This is a genomic window from Mucilaginibacter sp., assembly GCF_028288105.1.
Classification (GTDB): domain Bacteria; phylum Bacteroidota; class Bacteroidia; order Sphingobacteriales; family Sphingobacteriaceae; genus Mucilaginibacter.
On record NZ_JAQBOI010000274.1, the window covers coordinates 16,113 to 34,112 of the forward strand.

Here is an 18,000-nt window from a genome sequence, read left to right on the forward strand (position 1 = left end):
TCAAATCTACGCTTCTTCTTTAAAATAAACCTTATAATAGTTCATTGATTTATCATCATCAAAGCCTTTCTCTATCAGCTTGTTATCGCCATGGATATAGATGTGGAAATTCTTATCCAGCTTTAAAACGCTTTTGTAAACCCGGGCCTGTTTTTTTACGGCGTTGCCCGATATCTCGAAGTTATCGGCTATGGTAGTATCAAATTCCTCTTCGTACTGGCTTTTAAAGTTTTTGAAGGACGTAATAGCTTCGGGGTTGCTGATCACTTCTTCGCTAAACTCATCCAGGTCAAAGGTTTCTTTTTCCTTAAAATACTTCATTGAGCGGTTAAGCAGATCTATCTTATCAGTTTTGCTCATTTCAAACTCGTCGTCAAGCTTTTGGGTAACAAAGTTTTTGTATACGCCCAATGTGTTGATGGTTTGGTTAAAACTGTCATTACGGATCTTTAGCTGCAGAAATTCGTCCTTCCAGTAAACCGCGGCATCTTGTCCGCCGCTAACTTTATCAACCACAACCACTTTGTAACCATTTTCTTTTTCGATATTGAAGATCAGCACACCTTTATCCAGCTTATTAATATTAATGGCATCCTGCTCATAATCTACCGCGAAACCACCCTGATCCGGGTACACCTTTAGGTAGGTTTCTTTATTTTCTGATTTAAATATCCCAATGGCATCCAGCGGATTGCCCTCTATTTGTACCTTGTTAAAGTAAACCACGTATAGTTCGCCTCCTTTAATGTTGGGGTGGGTGCTTACTTTGTACAGGTGTTTGGCAATCTGTTCAGACATTTCCTGAAACTTTTCTTTATCCTCAAATACTTTTGTAGCAAAGTTATGCAGCTCGTTAAGCGCAAGGTCGTCGCTGCTGTGCATCAGATGGTAAACCTCGTTGGCCTTTTCAAAAGGTTTCAAAAAATACTGCATCAATAGGTTGGGGATAATATCATCTTTCAACTCAAGCGGTTGTCCAGACAAGGCGTACATTTCGCCCTGCGATTGATTACCAACGTGGTGTACAGAAATAGTATCGAGAGAAGCTTCAAAAAAAGTTACCATAGTGTGGCGAAAATAAAACTTTTAGTTCATAGTAAATTGCGACTTTTGCAGATAGTAAAATGATACAAACAGAAGAGACTATAGTAGCGCTTGCCACACCAAACGGCACAGGGGCAATAGGGGTTATAAGGCTTTCGGGCCCGGATGCGATAACTATCGCGCAAAAAGTTTGGAAAGGTAAAGACCTTACCCAACAAGCATCACATACCCTACATTTTGGGCGTATTGTAGATGCCGACCTGGAACTTGATGAGGTAGTGGCTTCCTTATTTGTAGCGCCACGTTCATACACGCGCGAGAACGTGGTTGAGATCTCTTGCCATGGGTCAAACTATATCATCGAATCTATAATAAAATTGCTGATCAGGAATGGCGCGCGTGCTGCTAAAGCTGGCGAGTTCACTTTACGTGCATTTTTGAATGGTCAGCTTGATCTTTCGCAAGCAGAAGCAGTTGCCGATCTGATAGCATCAAACTCTAAAGCATCGCAGCAAGTAGCCCTGCAACAATTACGCGGCGGCTTTAGTAACCAATTGCAACAACTGCGCGATCAACTGGTTCAGTTTGCATCCCTGATAGAACTGGAGCTTGATTTTGCCGAGGAGGATGTAGAATTTGCTAACCGCGACCAGCTAAAAAAACTAACACACGATATTACCCGTGTTATTGGCAGCCTGATACAATCATTCGAATTAGGTAATGCAATAAAGAATGGTGTAAATACGGTTATAGCAGGCAGGCCAAATGCCGGGAAATCTACCTTGCTGAATGCTTTGCTGAACGAGGAACGCGCCATTGTGAGCCATATCCCTGGTACCACGCGTGATACCATAGAGGAGGTGCTGAACATACAGGGTATTAATTTCCGCCTGATTGATACTGCCGGCATCCGCGAAGCCACAGATACTATTGAACAGATAGGTGTGCAGCGTACCATGGAAAAGATAAGCCAGACTGCCTTGCTGTTGTATGTTTATGATGCCGGTGAGATAAGCCTTGCCGATTTGAACAGTGATATGGAAAGCCTGCAAAAGCCCGGTGTAACCATGCTGATCATTGCCAACAAGGCAGATCTGTTGAATGCTGAACAATTATCTGCTTTGCCACATACCGATAGGGCCATTATTATATCTGCCAAACAGAAACAACATATTGACGAACTAAAGCATAAGATATATAGCGCTGCAGTAAAAGATCAGCTAACGGGCCACGAAACGCTGGTAACCAATATCCGCCATCTGGAAGCGCTTCAAAAAACTGAAGAAGCATTGATACGGGTTTTGGCGGGAATAGATACAGTAACATCAGATTTCTTGTCCATGGATATAAAACAAGCCCTGCATTACCTGGGCGAGATAACCGGTGCTGTTACAACGGATGATTTGCTGGAGAATATCTTTAGTAAGTTTTGTATCGGTAAGTAGGCCTATTAAACAACCACAAATTTTGGTAACTAACGGTAAGGTATAATCCTTTAGAGTAAAAAGTCCAGGCAAAACAAAGCCCTGCTGGCTTGCAGGGCTTTGTTTTGCAGTTCGGACAAAATCTGAACCGATTTATTGGGCCTATACGTCTTGTCTTAATAGTCCAGTGGTGAAGATAGTCCTTATCTACTGAAATGTAGAAACCACCTGCTCTGCTGTTCCAATCGCATTTGCACCGACAAGAAAACGAAGCGGTGGATTTCCTGGCTGCAAATGCGGCTATTACTTCCAAAAGTGGACAAGGCACCGGGTAGTTACTTACCATTGATGCCTTCGTATATCCCTTTCTGGTTAGGGATAAAAACAGATTGAATTTCTTCGCCGCAACGATCTCGATGATCAGGTAGCGGGTGTTGCCGCTGCCAACCGGAAACCAGGGCACACCTGTGCAGGTCAGGGCCATTATATTTGCGATTGCATCATTGCTGATTACGAGTTCAGCGCAGGCGCAAACCGCCACAGCAAAACCCGTTTGATCACATCAAGCAGATCAACGCCGGTGTTTCAAGTGCAATCCGCCTGTTGAAATACCGCTCCTGCGGTCGTTTCCATTGCTGGGCCTGGCTTCCTAATGCAGATTCATACCCGTTATCCACAATATTGGTGTAGTGAGTAAATAGCAGTTAAAACGTGCAAACGTTGCTCACAATCGTATAAAGTTGGATTGCGGTATATTTTCTAATAAATTGCTCGTTTCATAGCTCAACTGTATGATTACCAACCCGGGCTCGGGGTTACTTCATTAAATCATTGATTTCCTAAATTATTGCCAGCCCCCTCCTAACGAGCGATATAAATAAACTATTGCCTGCAGTTGCTGTAACCGGTCATTAACGCTGCTTAGCTGGGCAGACAATAAACTTTGCTGCGCAGTTAATACTTCGGTATAATTTGCTGACCCGTACCGAACCAATTGTTGCGTGTAATTAACAGCTTTTGTTAAATTATCCAGTTGGTTAACCCGATCCTTTGCCTTATCGCCCGCTGTTTGGTATGACATTAAGGCGTTTGATACATCCTGCCCGGCGCTCAATACCGTGTATTGAAAATCCAATAGCGCTTGTTCCTGCTGCTCTTTTGTCACGGTCAGCCTGGTTTTATTAGCGCCTTTATTAAAGATCGGCTGCGTGATACCTGCTGTTAAATTTCCAATCAGCGACCCAACGCCAAAAAACGATGAGTAACTCGAGTATCCGCCGGAACCGCTCAATGTTATTGCAGGATAAAAATACGTACGCGCTACATTAGTAAGCTCGTAGGCATTTCTGAAAGTATATTCGGCAGCAAGTACATCAGGCCTATTGGCCAGCATTTGGGCCGGCACACCGGTACTAAGCACCGTAATTGGTTGTTGCGCATCAATTTTGGCCCTTTCTATCGGGCCTGGTGGCTTGCCTAATAGCAGGTTAATGATGTTTTCTGTTTGCCAGATAGATTGCTTTAAATCGGGGATGGTAACCGCAACGGCATATTTGCTGGCTTCGCTTTGCACAACTGCTGCACCGGTAACCACATCTGCAACTTTTAATGACTTCATGGTGTTAACCGTAGCCTGCCAGCTTTTTACACTTTGCTCGGTAACTGCCAGTTGCTTGTCTAAAGCCATAAGGTTATAATAATTATTGGCTATGTTGGCAATTAAAGCTGTTTGCACCGCCTTTGCACTCGCTGAAGATTGCATTAGCGAAGCAAATTGCGCTTTTTTCGCACTTTTCAATTTACCCCAAATGTCCGCTTCCCAGCTGGCTGTTAGTTCTGCCGAATAAATACGGCTTTGGCTTGTGCCATTGAAAGTCTGCGGCTTGGCAGCGCCGTTCATGGACACACCTGCGTCGGTATTTACAGATGGATAAAAGGCCAGTTTACTTTGATCAAAGTAGGCTTGCGCCTGCCTGGTTACCGAGTAGGCTTTTTGCAAGTCGATATTATGGCTAATGCCTTCTGTTATCAGCTTTTGCAGGAGCGTGTCTGTAATAACTTCTTTCCAATGCAGTTTAGCAATGGAATTAGTATCGGCACTTTCATTTTGCCTGAATAAATTGGCACTGGTTATTGATGGTTTTTGATACTCTTTAGTAACGTGGCAAGCGGTTAGCATAGCTAACACGCCCGCAAATCCTATATTTTTGATAATAGCTTTCATGGGCTATGAATTTGTGTTTGGGATGATATTAGTTGTATTGGTTGAAGCCGTTACGGGGATATCGGTCTTTTTGAGGCGCTCTTGCAGGCTTTGGAAAATAACGAACAGTACCGGTGTTATAAAAATGCCGAATACGGTACCGATAAGCATACCACCTACGGCCCCGGTTCCAATAGACCGGTTACCGTTAGCTCCGGCCCCTGTAGCCAGCATCAATGGCACAAGGCCCAAAATAAATGCGAAAGAGGTCATCAAAATTGGTCTAAGCCGCGCCTGGGCACCGCTTACGGCGGCTTCTACTATGCTCATGCCGCTTCGTCTTCTTTCTGCCGCAAACTCTACAATAAGGATGGCATTTTTTGCAAGCAAGCCGATTAGCATAATAAGGGTGATCTGCAGGTAAATATTATTGGCGATGCCAAACAGGTATGCGAAAGTGAAAGCCCCGGCGATACCAATAGGTATGGTAAGCAAAATAGAAAGCGGCAGAATATAGCTTTCATATTGTGCACTTAATATCAGGTAAACAAAAACCAGGCAAAGCAAAAAGATATAGATCGTTTGGCTGTTGCCCGATAACTCCTCGCGGGTGATACCAGAGTATTCATAGCTATAACCTTGCGGCAACTGCTGTGCCGCAACCTGTTGAATAGCCGTTACCGCCTGTCCCGAGCTAAAACCTGTATTAGGGGTGCCGTTTATACTTATAGAGGTAAAAAGGTTAAACCGCGTAATAGCTTGTGGGCCGTAATCTTTGGTTAGGGCAACAAACTCAGTAATTGGGATCATATCGCCGGTAGCATTCCTTACAAATACCGAATTTAGGCTTTCTGGCGTCATCCGGTACTCAGGCGATGCTTGTACCATTACCCGGTATTGCTGGCCAAACTGGGTAATATTTGATGCATAAATGCCCCCATAGTACCCTTGCATAGCCCCGGTAATATCGGTAACGTTTAAACCTGCTTCTTTTATTTTAGGCACGTTTACATTCATGAGGTACAGCGGAAAGTTGGGGTTGAAGGAAGTCGTTGCAAACTGTATTTCGGGCCGTTCTGAAAGTGCCGATAGAAAATCCTTGCTCACCTTGTAAAATGAGGCGATATCGCCACCTGTTTTATCCTCCAGTTGAAAGGCGAAACCGCTGGATGCCCCGAATCCTTGTATGGTTGGCGGCGAGGTAAACTTAACTTCGGCCTCTGTAATATCGGCAGATTTGGCAATCAGCTCTTTAATAATAACCTGGATATCCCTTTTCCTTTCTGTCCAGGGAATGAGGCGCATAATCACCATGCCATAGTTGTTACCGCTTCCTGCCAGCTGGTTCCGGCCATTTACGCCTAAAACATTATTAACTTCGGGAATAGAATGTGCAAGTGCTTCAATTTTCCGGGTTACTTTATCAGTACGGTCAAGCGATGCGCCTGGTGGCAAGGATATACTGCAACTTATTGCACCTAAGTCTTCGCTGGGTACAAAACCTGTTGGCGTTACTTTGCTGGTAAAATATAATAATGCCACGAATGTTAAAAGCAACGAAATGGGTATCCACTTCTTTCGGCTGAAAAAAGTAACTGCCTGGATGTAGCGTTTGCTCATCCTGTCAAATCCTGTATTAAAGGCCAGGTAAAACTTCTGTATAAAGTTTAACTTCTTGTTTTCTTTGTCGTGCCCTTTCAAAAACAACGCACATAAAGCTGGACTTAAGGTAAGCGCATTTATAGCCGATAGAACAATGGCTATTGCCAGTGTTAAACCAAACTGCTTATAGAAAATACCGGCAGAGCCGCCAATGAAACTTACGGGTATAAACACGGCCGACATAACCAATGTTATAGAAACAATTGCCCCCGATATTTCACTTAAAGCATCAATGCTCGCCTGGCGGGCTGAGTGATAACCGGAGTCCAGTTTGGCGTGTACGGCTTCTACAACCACAATGGCATCATCCACAACAATACCAATTGCCAGGATAATGGCAAATAAGGTAAGCAGGTTAATGGTAAACCCAAACATTTTTAAGAAGAAAAATGTACCTATGATTGCCACGGGCACAGAAATAGCCGGAATGAGCGTTGACCGTAAATCCTGCAGGAATATAAACACAACTATGAACACCAGGATAAACGCTTCAAGCAAAGTGTGAAGCACTTTATCAATAGAAGCATTAAGAAAGTCATCTGTATTTTGTAGAGTGACATACTTAATACCCGGAGGAAAATTCTTTTCTGCGACGGCCATGGCCTTTACTGTTTCCTGTATCACCTGGTGCGCATTAGAGCCTGCAATTTGCGATACGTCTATAGAAACGGCCGGATGACCATTCATCCTGGTTGTGGTAAAATAATTAAGCGCGCCTAACTCAATTCTCGCCACGTCACGCAGCCGCAGCAGCCGGCTCCGGCTGCTTGAACGGACAACTATATTGCCGAATTGAGCAGTGTCTACCAAAGTGCCCGGATATTTGATCACATACTGAAATGCCTGGTGCCCGCGTTCGCCAAATTGCCCTGGGGCGGCCTGAATGTTCTGGTCGGCCAGCGCAGTGTTTATATCGGCTGGCACCAATCCGTAAGATGCCATGGCCTGCGTATTTAACCAAATACGCATAGAGTAATCCATCTGGCTGGGTAGCGAGGCGTCGCCCACACCCTGTATCCTTTTAATTACCGGGATAACGTTAATGTCGACATAATTCTGTAAAAAGGTTTGATCGTAAGCAGCGCTTTCACTGTAGACAGAGTAAGTAAGTAAGCTGCTTGTTTGCTTTTTTTGCACGGTAACGCCCGCTTTGGTAACCTCCTGCGGCAAAAGTGCCGACGCCCTGGAAACCGCGTTTTGAACGTTCACTGCTGCGATGTTGGGGTCGCCACCTACTTTAAAGCTCACGGTGATATTTGCAGTACCGTCGTTACCGGCGGTTGAGGTTACATAATCCATGTTTTCAACCCCGTTGATCTGCTGCTCGAGCGGTATGATAACGGTTTTCAGTACTACATCAGCATTTGCCCCGCTGTATGTTGCTTGCACCTGCACGGTTGGCGGCGCGATATCAGGGTATTGTGAAATGGGAAGCGTAAGCAAGCCCACAATACCTATAGTTACAATTATAATGGAAACGACCGTTGAAAGAACTGGCCGTTCTATGAATTTTTTTAACATGATTTGGGATTAAATAAGCGGAAAGGGTTCTATGGGTTGTTATAAACAGAATCGGCATTCAGCACTTTGGGGGTGATCTGCAATCCTTCCCGTAATGACGCCACGCCGTCGACAACTATTTCTTGTCCGGATTTAAGACCTTTACCTACCACATAAAATTGACCGGGACTGCCCGTAACAACCAACTCCTGAGATTTTACTTTATTGGCTGCATCCACTACATATACAAACAGTTTCCCTTGTATCTGATAAGTTGATTTTTGAGGAACCATTATGGCGTTATTTATTGTTTGCGGAATCCTTACAATGGCGCTGCTGCCACTACGTACCATCGCACCTGGATTGCTAAAAGTAGCACGCATATTTATGGATCCCGTTTGTGAGTTGATCAGCCCGCTTGCGGTTTCAACTTTACCTTTAACGGCAAGTTGGGTACCATTAGCCAATACCAGTGTAACCGGGGGCAAAGTGCTTAGCTTTTGCTGAATGGTTGCACCCTTTACTGCTGAAAAAAAATCAAGCCCCTGTTTTTCGTTGATCGAGAAATAGGCATAAATGCTTTCTATATTAGATACGGTGGTTAAAGGGTTAGCAGTTGTACTGGTTATTAAACTTCCTATCTTATATGGAAGCATCCCTATCACACCATCTGCGGGGCTGTAAATAGTAGTGTAACTTAAATTTGTGTTAGCGTTGTTCAGTGCAGCCTTTGCCTGAGCCAAAGCTGCCTGTTTCGATTCCAGCGTATATAATGCCGATTTAAGTTCATAGGGGCTCACAATATCTTGTTGAACAATGGGTCGTACTTTGTCAACCTGCATTTGCGCAGCATTTACATCAGCAACAGCTATTTTAATATTGGCTTGTGCCGTGTTTACATTTTGCTCATACTGTGGTGCGTTTATTTTAAACAAAAGCTGCCCCCGTTTTACAGAGGCGCCTTCGTCTACAAAAATATTTTCTACATAGCCGTCAATTTTAGGCCTGATCTCGATATTTTGTATGCCCAGGATAGAAGCAGGATAATCGGTATTGATCTCCGTTTTTCTGGGGCTTAGCTTCATCACTGTAAATGTTTTAAGTGGCGTTTGCGGTGTTTTATTGCCAGAACTACCACATGACGATATAGTTATTAAAGTGATGAACAATAAAGGGTATAATAGGATTTTTACTTTATTCATGATTAATGAGGTACGTTACTGCAATAGGGTAAACGCAGGAAGATTGACCAATCCAAACGGATTAGATCTTCAGGCAAAACCTATAGCATAATGGAAAAAAGGAAAAGAAAGTAGTTTAGGCGAACGTTGGGGGGCCTCTTAACGACTGAAAATCAGTAAAATCAAATTTGCCTGCGGGCACATTTAACTGATAAAATTTAAGTTTCGGTATAAATACAAAAAGGACGTTAAAATTGAATTCTGTTTCTGGAGGCAATACAACAGGATAGAATTTCTGTGTAAAGCACTGCAGTTTAATGAGTCGCTCTCTTTCTGCTGTATTTTTAATCTTGGAGGTATGATGTCCGGCTTTAGCCTGCAAAATTTCGCCATAGCGCATTATTATTTCCCCCTGTAATGCGAAGAAAATAATGGCTACTATGCTGAGCCTGCTTATAAACCTGAATATCTTAACCATTAAAACAGATAGTTTTAATTATAACTAATTTTGAAACGAAGGAACACATCAATTCTGTAGAAAATTAGTTTACGCAGCCGTGTAACAAGATAATTACCTATTCCTTACAAGAAAAACAAGAAATGTTATTGTTTAGCATCTTAAAGGTATTGAAAAGAAGGATCGCAAAAGCGATCTTAATTAGACAATAGGTAAGCAAGAGTTGTGTTAATATTGATTATAATCGAAGTTGGCTTTAAGAATAAAGTGGATGCTTTTGCAGTGCAGCAATAATGCCGTATCGGATTTCGTCAAGTAAGAAACATCGTAAGTTCGGCTACAACGACAATAAGTTTGGATACATCGGGCAATCTTTAACTATCGACCTTTACTATACCAAATAACAAAAAAATGAAAGTACTAGTAACAGGTTCTTTAGAAAACATCAGTAAGACACATGAGCAGGAATTATTGCAAAATGGCTATGAGGTAGTGGCCGTCAGTAGTAGTGCACTATTAACACGCTTTACAGTCGTAATCCGTTAAAGTCAAGCTTGTTAAAATCTGTTAAATACCTCCAATTTCATGTAAACTACAGAATCTCCTGATAATATTGTTGCTGAATCAATATAATCAATAAGGATTAGCATCCTGTTTTTTGATACTAATGCTATTTGATTTGTACTTATTTAAGTGACATAGAGGGTGAGGCTATATTAATCCCGGTTTCTACAGTACTAAATTTTCAATTATGGATAGAAAAGAGTTTCTTTCAGCTATCGGAATTACCGCAGCGTCATTCGCCCTTATCAACTGCGTAGGTTGCTCCAAAAAATCAGACAATTCGGCTTCGGGTGTTAACGGCCCTTCCGGAGTAGATCTTACTCTTGATCTTACTGCATCAGCTAATGCTGCATTGTTGACAAATGGGGGTTACCTGGCATCTAACGGGGTTATTGTCGCCAAGACAACTGCCGGTACATATATCGCTGTTCAACAGTCTTGTACTCATGAAAGTTATCCGCTGATTTATCAGGGTGGCAGCCATCAGTTTTATTGTAATAACCATGGTTCAGCTTTTACAGAAGCCGGCGTTGTCAAAAATTCACCTGCAAACCATAACCTGACAGCATATCAAACCACATTAACCGGAACGTCGCTGAGGGTGTTCTCCTAAAAAAATGAAGCAAATGAAACTATTAACTATTTTTCTTTTCCTATTTACAACCAGTCCTGCTACATGGCTCGGTGATTTCAATAAAGCACAAACCGAAGCTGCGGCATCGCATAAATTGATTATTGTCAATTTTTCAGGCTCAGATTGGTGCGGCCCATGTATCCGGCTAAGAAAAGAGATCCTGGAATCAGATAAGTTCAACGACTTTGCTTCAGATCACCTTGTTTTAGTCCGTGCCGATTTCCCACGGCAAAAGAAAAATCAACTGAGCAAAGAACAGGTAAAGCTGAACGAAACCCTGGCCGACAAATATAACCCCGATGGTAAGTTTCCCTTTACCCTGCTTGTTGATGAGCATGGTAAAGTATTAAAAGAATGGGACGGATACCCTGATGAAACCCCCGACCAGTTTATTGACCAGATCAAACCTTTTGCAAATGCCAATCATTGAAACGATAGAGAAAGCACAAACCGTGCATAAGCGAATCTTAAAGCTGATGGGAAACAGGTTCGAGATCAGCGTGGTTGGCGATGATGCCGAATGGGCAAATAGCCGTATTGACCTGGCGGTGGCTGAGATCAGCCGTATTGAAAAGCTACTGACGACTTTTAGCGATGACAGCCAGACCAACCAGATCAATGCAGCTGCAGGTATCATGCCGATAAAGGTTGATTTCGAAGTTTATCAGTTGATTGAACGCTCCCTTAAGATATCAGAATTAACCCAGGGGGCATTCGATATTACATACGGTTCGATAGATAAAAGCCTCTGGAACTTCGATGTCAACATGAAAGCATTGCCCGATGCTGAAACCGCACTTCAATCCGTTGGACTAATCAATTACAGGAATGTCATTCTTGATCCTGCTAACGTAACGGTTTTCCTAAAGGAAAAAGGTATGCGCATAGGTTTTGGTGGCATCGGAAAAGGTTATGCGGCTGACCGTGCTAAAGTTATTTTGCAACAAAATGGTGTAGTCAGCGGGATAGTGAACGCAGCTGGCGATTTAATCACCTGGGGAACACAACCCAACGGCCATCCCTGGACGATAGCTATTGCGGACCCCGATAAGCAAATGACACCGTTTTCTACGCTTAATATCAGCAATATGGCCATTGCTACCTCTGGTAATTATGAAAAGTATGCTGTCATCAATGGAAAGAAATATTCCCATACCATCGATCCAAAAACCGGCCTGCCGGTAAGCGGCATCAAAAGCGTAAGTATCATTTGCCCCAGCGCTGAGTTTGCTGATGCCATGGCTACACCTGTAACTGTTATGGGTATTCGCGTGGGTCTTGATTTGGTAAACCAATTACAACAGCTTGCCTGCGTCATTATTGATGACGATAACCGGCTTTACACCTCCAGAAACATTAACGTTAAAAATTAACACATGAAAAAATTACCGCTGATTAAATTATTGCTGGTCGGCAGCATACCAGCTCTCGGATTAAGCTCATGCTCGTCGGTAAAAGCGTATCAAAAGAATAGGTTGAACGACGCGGAGATGGAACTTTCTGCCCGTAAATCACAAAAGTTCGAGCAAAGTTTCCAGTTATATCGCGAAGGCGGTTCGGGGGCTAATGGCGGAAAAAGCGGCGGCGGCTGTGGATGTAATTAAAAGCGGGTTACTTATATGAGAAAAATATACCTATGTGTTGCCGCCCTATATTTAGGGATAGTTGCTTCACATGCGCAAACCAAAACATTACCGGTTAAGGACAGCAGTAACTATGAAGCCCGCAAACTTAAAATTGAAGAGATCAACATCATCTCGGCTTATTATCACCAGGACGGCAATAATTCCGCGGTTACCGGCGGTATCGGTACAGAAAAGCTGACCGACTTTGCCAATACATTTGATCTGCAGTTATCAAAATATAGTGCCAGTGGTAAGAAACACACCTTTACATTTGAACTGGGTGTGGATCATTATACTTCAGCTTCTTCGGATAAGATCGATCCGAACAGTATCTCTTCCGCCTCCAGGCAGGATACTCGTGTCTATCCGTCCTTGAACTGGACGGTTTCAAACGACAAAACCGGCAATGCTTTCGGACTAACCGGATCTTATTCGCGAGAGTTCGATTATCAATCCTTTGGTGCCGGTGTAAACCTGACCCGTGTATCAAAAGATAAAAATACACAGTTTGATTTTAAGGCTCAGGCTTTCCTGGATACCTGGAAAGTGATATTACCGGTGGAACTGCGACCGCCGGGCTACGGTTCAGGATCGGACCGTGACGGACGCGGACCGGTTGACCATAGTCCGCGAAACTCGTTCAGTACTTCGTTCTCCTTGTCGCAGGTGCTGACCTCGCGGCTACAGGCCTTACTGATCATCGAGCCTTCCTATCAGCATGGTTTGCTGGCCACCAAATATCAGCGCGATTATTTTACCGATGGATCTGAGCGGGTAGAAAACCTGCCGGGCAGCAGGTACAAACTCCCTATAGCGGTGCGGTTTAATTACTTCCTGGATGATCATTTTGTGATCAGGACATTTTACCGGTATTATATGGATAACTGGGGTATCCGTGCGCACACCGCAGAATTGGAGATACCTATTAAGCTAACTTCATTTGTATCAGTGAGTCCTTATTACCGCTATAACAACCAACAGGGCACGCGCTATTTTGCACCTTATGGGCAACATAATCCTACTGATGCCTATTACACCAGCGATTATGATCTGTCTACCTTACACAGCAATTTTATTGGGGCCAATATCAGGTTGTCACCTCCAACGGGCGTGTTTGGCTGGCAGCATTTCAATTCACTGGAAATCAGGGCCGGCCACTATATGCGCTCTACCGGCCTGAATTCAAATATTGTAACCCTGGCCATGAAGTTCAAATAGTATATTCGCTAATAAAACAATAACAAATGCATCACGAGCACCATGTAACCAGTTCAGAAACCATCAGGGATATCGTAATCGGTATGTCTGATGGTTTAACCGTACCTTTTGCCTTAGCGGCGGGCTTAAGTGGCGCTATCAGTTCTTCGGGGCTTGTGGTCACTGCAGGCATCGCGGAGATCGTTGCGGGTTCGATAGCTATGGGTTTGGGTGGTTACCTTGCGGGCCGAACAGAGGTAGATCATTACCAGTCGGAATTAAAACGGGAATACGAAGAAGTAGAGCGCCTGCCAGAACAGGAAAGGGCGGAAGTAAGGAAAGTATTTGCAGGCTTTGGTCTTTCAGAAACTTTGCAGCACCAAATTGCCGATGAAATGGCTAAAGACAAAAAACAATGGGTGGAGTTTATGATGCGCTATGAATTGGGCCTGGAAGAACCCAACGCGAACCGGGCCACAAAAAGTGCCATAACTATAGGCGTGTCCTATATAGTCGGGGGTATTATCCCTTTGTCGCCATATATCCTTATCAGTCAGGCGCAAGAGGCACTATTCTATTCCTGCGGACTTACATTGATCTGTTTATTCATTTTCGGTTTCTTTAAAAGTAAAATGACAGGACAGCCGGCATTAAGCGGTGCCTGTAAAGTAGTGATAATTGGTGCACTTGCCGCAGGGGCCGCTTTCCTGATGGCTAAGTTGATCACCGGAAAATAATTATTGATGGTCACCTCCGCCGTTGATCATATCGGAAACGATACCTTTATTATTCTTACGTTCTGCCAAAAAAATACCAGCCAGATGAACAAAGATGAAAGCAAGGATCAGGTACATGCAAAACCCATGAACTTCTTTAACGCTATCCCTGATGGATTTGAAGGGTGCTAACAGATCTTCAAACGCCAAAAACAACCCGGTTACAGCCATCATAATGAGCAATAGGTAAAATGTTGCATAGATACTTTTAACGGTAAGCTCATGTTTGGCAATCTCTCTGTTCTTTTTCGTGGTTTGAAATTGAGAATAGGCGCTTTTCATTTTTCGGATAAACTTTTGGTCAGCAAGCTGAAAGAATTCAAGAACTAAACGGAATAAGAGTAAAGCAACCAATACATACCCAAAGTAAATATGAATGCTCCAAACACTATCGCCAAGGGCATGCGCAACCGATCCAGCCTGTCTGTCGCTTATCGTGGTTCCGGCGTTCTTTAATTCATTTTTGACCAGAGCTGATACGGGCCTTTCATCAGTAATGGTTGAATTGATAAGTACGGTAAGCAGTGAACCGCTGATAACGATGGTATTGGCCCAATGCCATAGACGCAGGGAAGCCGAATATTTTTTAATATGTCCCTGGTGTTGGACGTCTTTACGGACAGGTTCGATTGTTGCCATATTGATTCTGAATTAGTGCAGGCTTTGCTTTGGGATGGAACTTTCTTTTTGAGCACCCCAATTTATCGCAATAGCATTTAAATTGTTTGTAAATTACTGAATGAATATGAAGTAAATCTGTAGTTTCACTATTAATAAAATTACAGGACGCATATACTTCAGGTTCTCTTCAATTTTGAGCTTTACATTTGAATAAAAAGCAGCTTTGAAAATCCTGGTAATAGAAGACGAGCAAAGTTTACGTGAGAACATCACAAACTATTTGAATGTAGATGGCAATATCTGCGAGAGCTGTAGCGCGCTGAATCCTGCGCTACAGAAACTATCAGATTATGACTATGATTGTGTTCTGCTGGATATCGGGCTGCCTGACGGAGAAGGTTTTGATGTTCTGGAATACCTGCGAACCAATCAGAAGAACGAAGCGGTCCTGATCATTTCTGCCCGAAACTCCCTGGATGATAAATTAAAGGGGCTCAACGTTGGTGCCGATGACTACCTGACCAAACCTTTTCATTTAGCAGAACTTAAGGCCCGCCTGATGGCGGTTTACCGCAGAAAGGCTTTAAATACCAACAATAAGCTGTTATTTAATGAGATATCCATAGATATACTTGGCCGGACCGTTGAAGTTAATGAAACCGCTATTATCCTGACCAGGAAGGAGTATGATATGTTACTATATTTTATAGCCAACAAGGGCAAGGTTATCTCCAAAAATGCCATTGCCGAGCACCTGTGGGGTGATGAGATGGATATGCATGATAATTTTGATTTTATTTATACACATATCAAAAATCTTCGCAGAAAACTACTTGACGCTGGCGGCAAAGATTATTTAACTTCCATTTATGGGATTGGTTATAAATTTATAGGTTAGTGAAATTATCTGCACATTATACCAGGACGAGTATTTACATTACTTTAACGGTCTTATTGGCGGGGGCGGTCATCTATTATTTTGCTATTAATTACATTGCCCAGCAACAGCTGGACCAGGGGCTCCAGCAGCAATTGATAGAAGCAGAAGAATATGTAAAGACCAGCATTCAGGACCCGCAACAATATGATCTCGACAGAGACCATGCAGTGTTTACCAGAACCAACGAGCAGGAATTACAGAAACGTTTTTTTGATACCACCTATTTTAACCCCAAAGAGCAGTTGAAGGAAGCTGGACGTGCAGTTGAAGACCTGGTCAAATTAAAGGATACGAATTACAAAGTTGTTATTACCATCTCCAGAGCGGGGCAAAAATATCTCATAGAAGTTATTACCATCATTACACTGGCTCTGCTTGCCGGCTTGTTATTGGTGCTATTTATCACCAATAAGTATATGCTCAACGGGCTCTGGAAACCATTTCAGTTAACATTGAAGGAGATCAAGCAATTCAATATCGCAGATGTTGACCAGTTTAAAGGAAAACCAAGTAAGGTGGATGAATTTGCTGAACTTAACGAAGCTATTCGGGAAATGTCTTTAAGGGTAACCCATGATTATTTGAATCTGAAACAATTTACGGAGAATGCCTCCCATGAAATGATGACACCGCTGGCGGTTGTCACGACAAAGCTGGATACGCTGATCCAGGATGAAACATTAAGTGCAGAACAGTTGGAACAGATCACAGATATTTACAGCTCGATCAATAAATCCAGCCGGCTTAACCAATCTCTATTATTACTGGCAAAATTGGAAAATAAACTGATCACTGATGAAGCACCAATTGACCTTGGGGTTGCGCTGTCCGAAAAAATGCTGCAGTTTCAGGAACTGATGCAAACCAAAGATCTTTCGTTTAAGCCCAACCTACAGCCCAAGCAGGTGTTAGCCAGTAAATACCTAATCGATATTTTATTAAATAATCTGTTCAGCAATGCGATCAGACACAATAACCCTGGTGGTGTTATTATTATCGAATTGAACGTAGATCAATTATCCATTAAGAATACCGGCACTGTCCATTCGTTAGATGAACAACTGATCTTTGAGCGTTTTCAAAAGGGTAAGGAATCACAAGGCAACGGCCTTGGATTAACGTTGGTTAAAAATATCAGCCAGCATTACGGCTATACTGTTCGCTACCAATATGAATCCGGATGGCACACTTTTGTCCTCTCGTTTTAAGAAGACTGTTGCTGATCACTTTTGTTATACAATTGAAATTTAGCTGCCAACTACAATTTTGCTTCAGATTACCACAATAGTTTTAGGGCGAATGCGATTTGCATATGTTTTAAAGCCGAATATCAATGAAATATCTATGCTTGCTGATCCTTGTGTTTTCTTCTCTGAAACTTGTTGAATAACGGGGCGAATTTAAGAACGGAAGTGACAACAGCATGGGCAATATGAAAATGTAAACATTCCTACAAATCAGCAGCATTATTATTGCTGAAGGTTTTACCTTTGCCACTTCAGTTTTTTACGCATCAATAATGGCTGCAATAGATTTACATCCGTCAGTAAAAGCAATTCGAACCACTCAAATAGGTATTGGGATAAGTATCGCCTTGGTATTCTTGAAGGCTATCGCGGGCCATCTGGGACATTCCTACGCCCTGATCGCAGATGCTACGGAGACGGGTGCGGATGTTTTTAGTTCGACCTTATTGTGGATCGGGCTGAAGATCGCCATGAAACCAGCCGATCCTAAACATCCTTACGGACATGGCAAGGCCGAACCCATAGTATCGATTGTCATTTCTTTTTTCCTAATGGGCGCCGCGATATGGATCGGCTGGCATGCCATTGAATTTGTAAGAACACCTCATGATATGCCTAAACGGTTTACACTTTATATTCTGTTGGGGGTAATCATTATCAAAGAGGGTATGTTCCGCTATGTACTGAATGTCGGAAAACAAATTGGCAGTAATGCAGTGAAGGCCGATGCTTATCATCACCGGAGCGATGCCATCACCTCTATTGCAGCGTTTATTGGGATCGTGATCGCGCTAATAGCAGGTAAGGGGTACGAAGGTGCCGACGACTGGGCTGCGCTTTTAGCCTCCGGCATTGTCTTTTATAACGCAATCCAGCTTTTACGCCCTGGCCTGGCTGAAATTATGGATGCTGCGCCATCTGGCGA

General features: G+C 43.1%; 15 protein-coding genes. 10 read left to right on the top strand and 5 right to left on the bottom strand.

All coding sequences use genetic code 11. The features are described from left to right. Positions 1 to 6 precede the first annotated feature (6 nt). A complete protein-coding gene (locus tag JWQ85_RS18475) occupies positions 7 to 1,065 on the bottom strand; it encodes a nucleoid-associated protein (RefSeq protein ID WP_299470561.1) in 1,059 nt (352 codons plus the stop codon). Positions 1,066 to 1,124: 59 nt separating this feature from the next. Here JWQ85_RS18475 and mnmE point away from each other — a divergent pair, with 59 nt between their 5' ends. Continuing rightward, positions 1,125 to 2,489 (top strand): tRNA uridine-5-carboxymethylaminomethyl(34) synthesis GTPase MnmE, encoded by a 1,365-nt coding sequence (gene mnmE, locus JWQ85_RS18480; RefSeq protein WP_299470563.1) that lies wholly within the window; start codon positions 1,125 to 1,127, stop codon positions 2,487 to 2,489. Between the two features lie 823 nt (positions 2,490 to 3,312). Here mnmE and JWQ85_RS18485 read toward each other — a convergent pair. Genes JWQ85_RS18485 through JWQ85_RS18495 form a run of 3 tightly spaced genes read right to left on the bottom strand, consistent with a single transcriptional unit; the run spans position 3,313 to position 9,035 of the window. Next, positions 3,313 to 4,692, bottom strand: coding sequence for an efflux transporter outer membrane subunit (locus tag JWQ85_RS18485; protein ID WP_299470565.1), 1,380 nt, complete (start codon positions 4,690 to 4,692; stop codon positions 3,313 to 3,315). 3 nt (positions 4,693 to 4,695) lie between these two features. After that, a complete protein-coding gene (locus JWQ85_RS18490) occupies positions 4,696 to 7,854 on the bottom strand; it encodes an efflux RND transporter permease subunit (protein ID WP_299470567.1) in 3,159 nt (1,052 codons plus the stop codon). 29 nt (positions 7,855 to 7,883) lie between these two features. Next, entirely contained in the window at positions 7,884 to 9,035 is a 1,152-nt protein-coding gene (locus JWQ85_RS18495; protein ID WP_299470569.1) for an efflux RND transporter periplasmic adaptor subunit, read from the bottom strand. Between the two features lie 1,187 nt (positions 9,036 to 10,222). On the opposite strand from JWQ85_RS18495, the gene JWQ85_RS18500 reads away from it, so the two are divergent. From JWQ85_RS18500 to JWQ85_RS18525, 6 genes are read left to right on the top strand one after another with little or no spacing between them, the layout of a single operon-like run. Then, a complete protein-coding gene (locus JWQ85_RS18500) occupies positions 10,223 to 10,648 on the top strand; it encodes a ubiquinol-cytochrome c reductase iron-sulfur subunit (protein WP_299470571.1) in 426 nt (141 codons plus the stop codon). Between the two features lie 13 nt (positions 10,649 to 10,661). Continuing rightward, complete coding sequence (locus tag JWQ85_RS18505; protein WP_299470573.1) at positions 10,662 to 11,099, top strand: thioredoxin family protein; 438 nt, start codon at positions 10,662 to 10,664, stop codon at positions 11,097 to 11,099. 46 nt (positions 11,100 to 11,145) lie between these two features. Continuing rightward, positions 11,146 to 12,042, top strand: coding sequence for an FAD:protein FMN transferase (locus JWQ85_RS18510; protein WP_299470575.1), 897 nt, complete (start codon positions 11,146 to 11,148; stop codon positions 12,040 to 12,042). Positions 12,043 to 12,045: 3 nt separating this feature from the next. Continuing rightward, positions 12,046 to 12,273 carry a DUF4266 domain-containing protein gene (locus JWQ85_RS18515; protein WP_090471276.1) on the top strand — a complete coding sequence of 76 codons (228 nt, stop codon included), beginning with the start codon at positions 12,046 to 12,048 and terminating at the stop codon, positions 12,271 to 12,273. A 15-nt stretch (positions 12,274 to 12,288) separates the two neighbouring features. Beyond that, on the top strand, positions 12,289 to 13,512 hold the full coding sequence (locus JWQ85_RS18520) for a DUF3570 domain-containing protein (protein ID WP_299470581.1): 1,224 nt from the start codon (positions 12,289 to 12,291) through the stop codon (positions 13,510 to 13,512). Positions 13,513 to 13,538: 26 nt separating this feature from the next. Beyond that, positions 13,539 to 14,228 carry a VIT1/CCC1 transporter family protein gene (locus tag JWQ85_RS18525; RefSeq protein ID WP_299470583.1) on the top strand — a complete coding sequence of 230 codons (690 nt, stop codon included), beginning with the start codon at positions 13,539 to 13,541 and terminating at the stop codon, positions 14,226 to 14,228. Here JWQ85_RS18525 and JWQ85_RS18530 read toward each other — a convergent pair whose 3' ends face one another. Beyond that, positions 14,229 to 14,906: a cytochrome b/b6 domain-containing protein gene (locus JWQ85_RS18530; protein WP_299470585.1), complete on the bottom strand. Its 678-nt coding sequence runs from the start codon at positions 14,904 to 14,906 to the stop codon at positions 14,229 to 14,231. A 205-nt stretch (positions 14,907 to 15,111) separates the two neighbouring features. Between JWQ85_RS18530 and JWQ85_RS18535 the strand changes: the two genes are divergently transcribed. The 3 genes from JWQ85_RS18535 to JWQ85_RS18545 form a co-directional block, all read left to right on the top strand. Beyond that, positions 15,112 to 15,786 (top strand): response regulator transcription factor, encoded by a 675-nt coding sequence (locus JWQ85_RS18535; protein WP_299470587.1) that lies wholly within the window; start codon positions 15,112 to 15,114, stop codon positions 15,784 to 15,786. Further along, complete coding sequence (locus tag JWQ85_RS18540; protein WP_299470589.1) at positions 15,786 to 17,036, top strand: HAMP domain-containing sensor histidine kinase; 1,251 nt, start codon at positions 15,786 to 15,788, stop codon at positions 17,034 to 17,036. Before JWQ85_RS18535 ends, JWQ85_RS18540 begins: the two co-directional genes overlap by 1 nt. Positions 17,037 to 17,347: 311 nt before the next feature. After that, on the top strand, positions 17,348 to 18,000 hold a 653-nt coding region (locus JWQ85_RS18545), incomplete at its 3' end, for a cation diffusion facilitator family transporter (protein WP_299470591.1).

What these genes read in the sequence shown, in the direction of transcription:
- JWQ85_RS18520 (WP_299470581.1), top strand. Translation starts at nt 12,289, where the DNA reads ATGAGAAAAATATACCTATGTGTTGCCGCCCTATATTTAGGGATAGTT.
- mnmE (WP_299470563.1), top strand. Translation starts at nt 1,125, where the DNA reads ATGATACAAACAGAAGAGACTATAGTAGCGCTTGCCACACCAAACGGC.
- JWQ85_RS18485 (WP_299470565.1), bottom strand. Translation starts at nt 4,692, where the DNA reads ATGAAAGCTATTATCAAAAATATAGGATTTGCGGGCGTGTTAGCTATG.
- JWQ85_RS18500 (WP_299470571.1), top strand. Translation starts at nt 10,223, where the DNA reads ATGGATAGAAAAGAGTTTCTTTCAGCTATCGGAATTACCGCAGCGTCA.
- JWQ85_RS18495 (WP_299470569.1), bottom strand. Translation starts at nt 9,035, where the DNA reads ATGAATAAAGTAAAAATCCTATTATACCCTTTATTGTTCATCACTTTA.
- JWQ85_RS18530 (WP_299470585.1), bottom strand. Translation starts at nt 14,906, where the DNA reads ATGGCAACAATCGAACCTGTCCGTAAAGACGTCCAACACCAGGGACAT.
- JWQ85_RS18525 (WP_299470583.1), top strand. Translation starts at nt 13,539, where the DNA reads ATGCATCACGAGCACCATGTAACCAGTTCAGAAACCATCAGGGATATC.
- JWQ85_RS18505 (WP_299470573.1), top strand. Translation starts at nt 10,662, where the DNA reads ATGAAACTATTAACTATTTTTCTTTTCCTATTTACAACCAGTCCTGCT.
- JWQ85_RS18510 (WP_299470575.1), top strand. Translation starts at nt 11,146, where the DNA reads ATGGGAAACAGGTTCGAGATCAGCGTGGTTGGCGATGATGCCGAATGG.
- JWQ85_RS18490 (WP_299470567.1), bottom strand. Translation starts at nt 7,854, where the DNA reads ATGTTAAAAAAATTCATAGAACGGCCAGTTCTTTCAACGGTCGTTTCC.
- JWQ85_RS18515 (WP_090471276.1), top strand. Translation starts at nt 12,046, where the DNA reads ATGAAAAAATTACCGCTGATTAAATTATTGCTGGTCGGCAGCATACCA.
- JWQ85_RS18475 (WP_299470561.1), bottom strand. Translation starts at nt 1,065, where the DNA reads ATGGTAACTTTTTTTGAAGCTTCTCTCGATACTATTTCTGTACACCAC.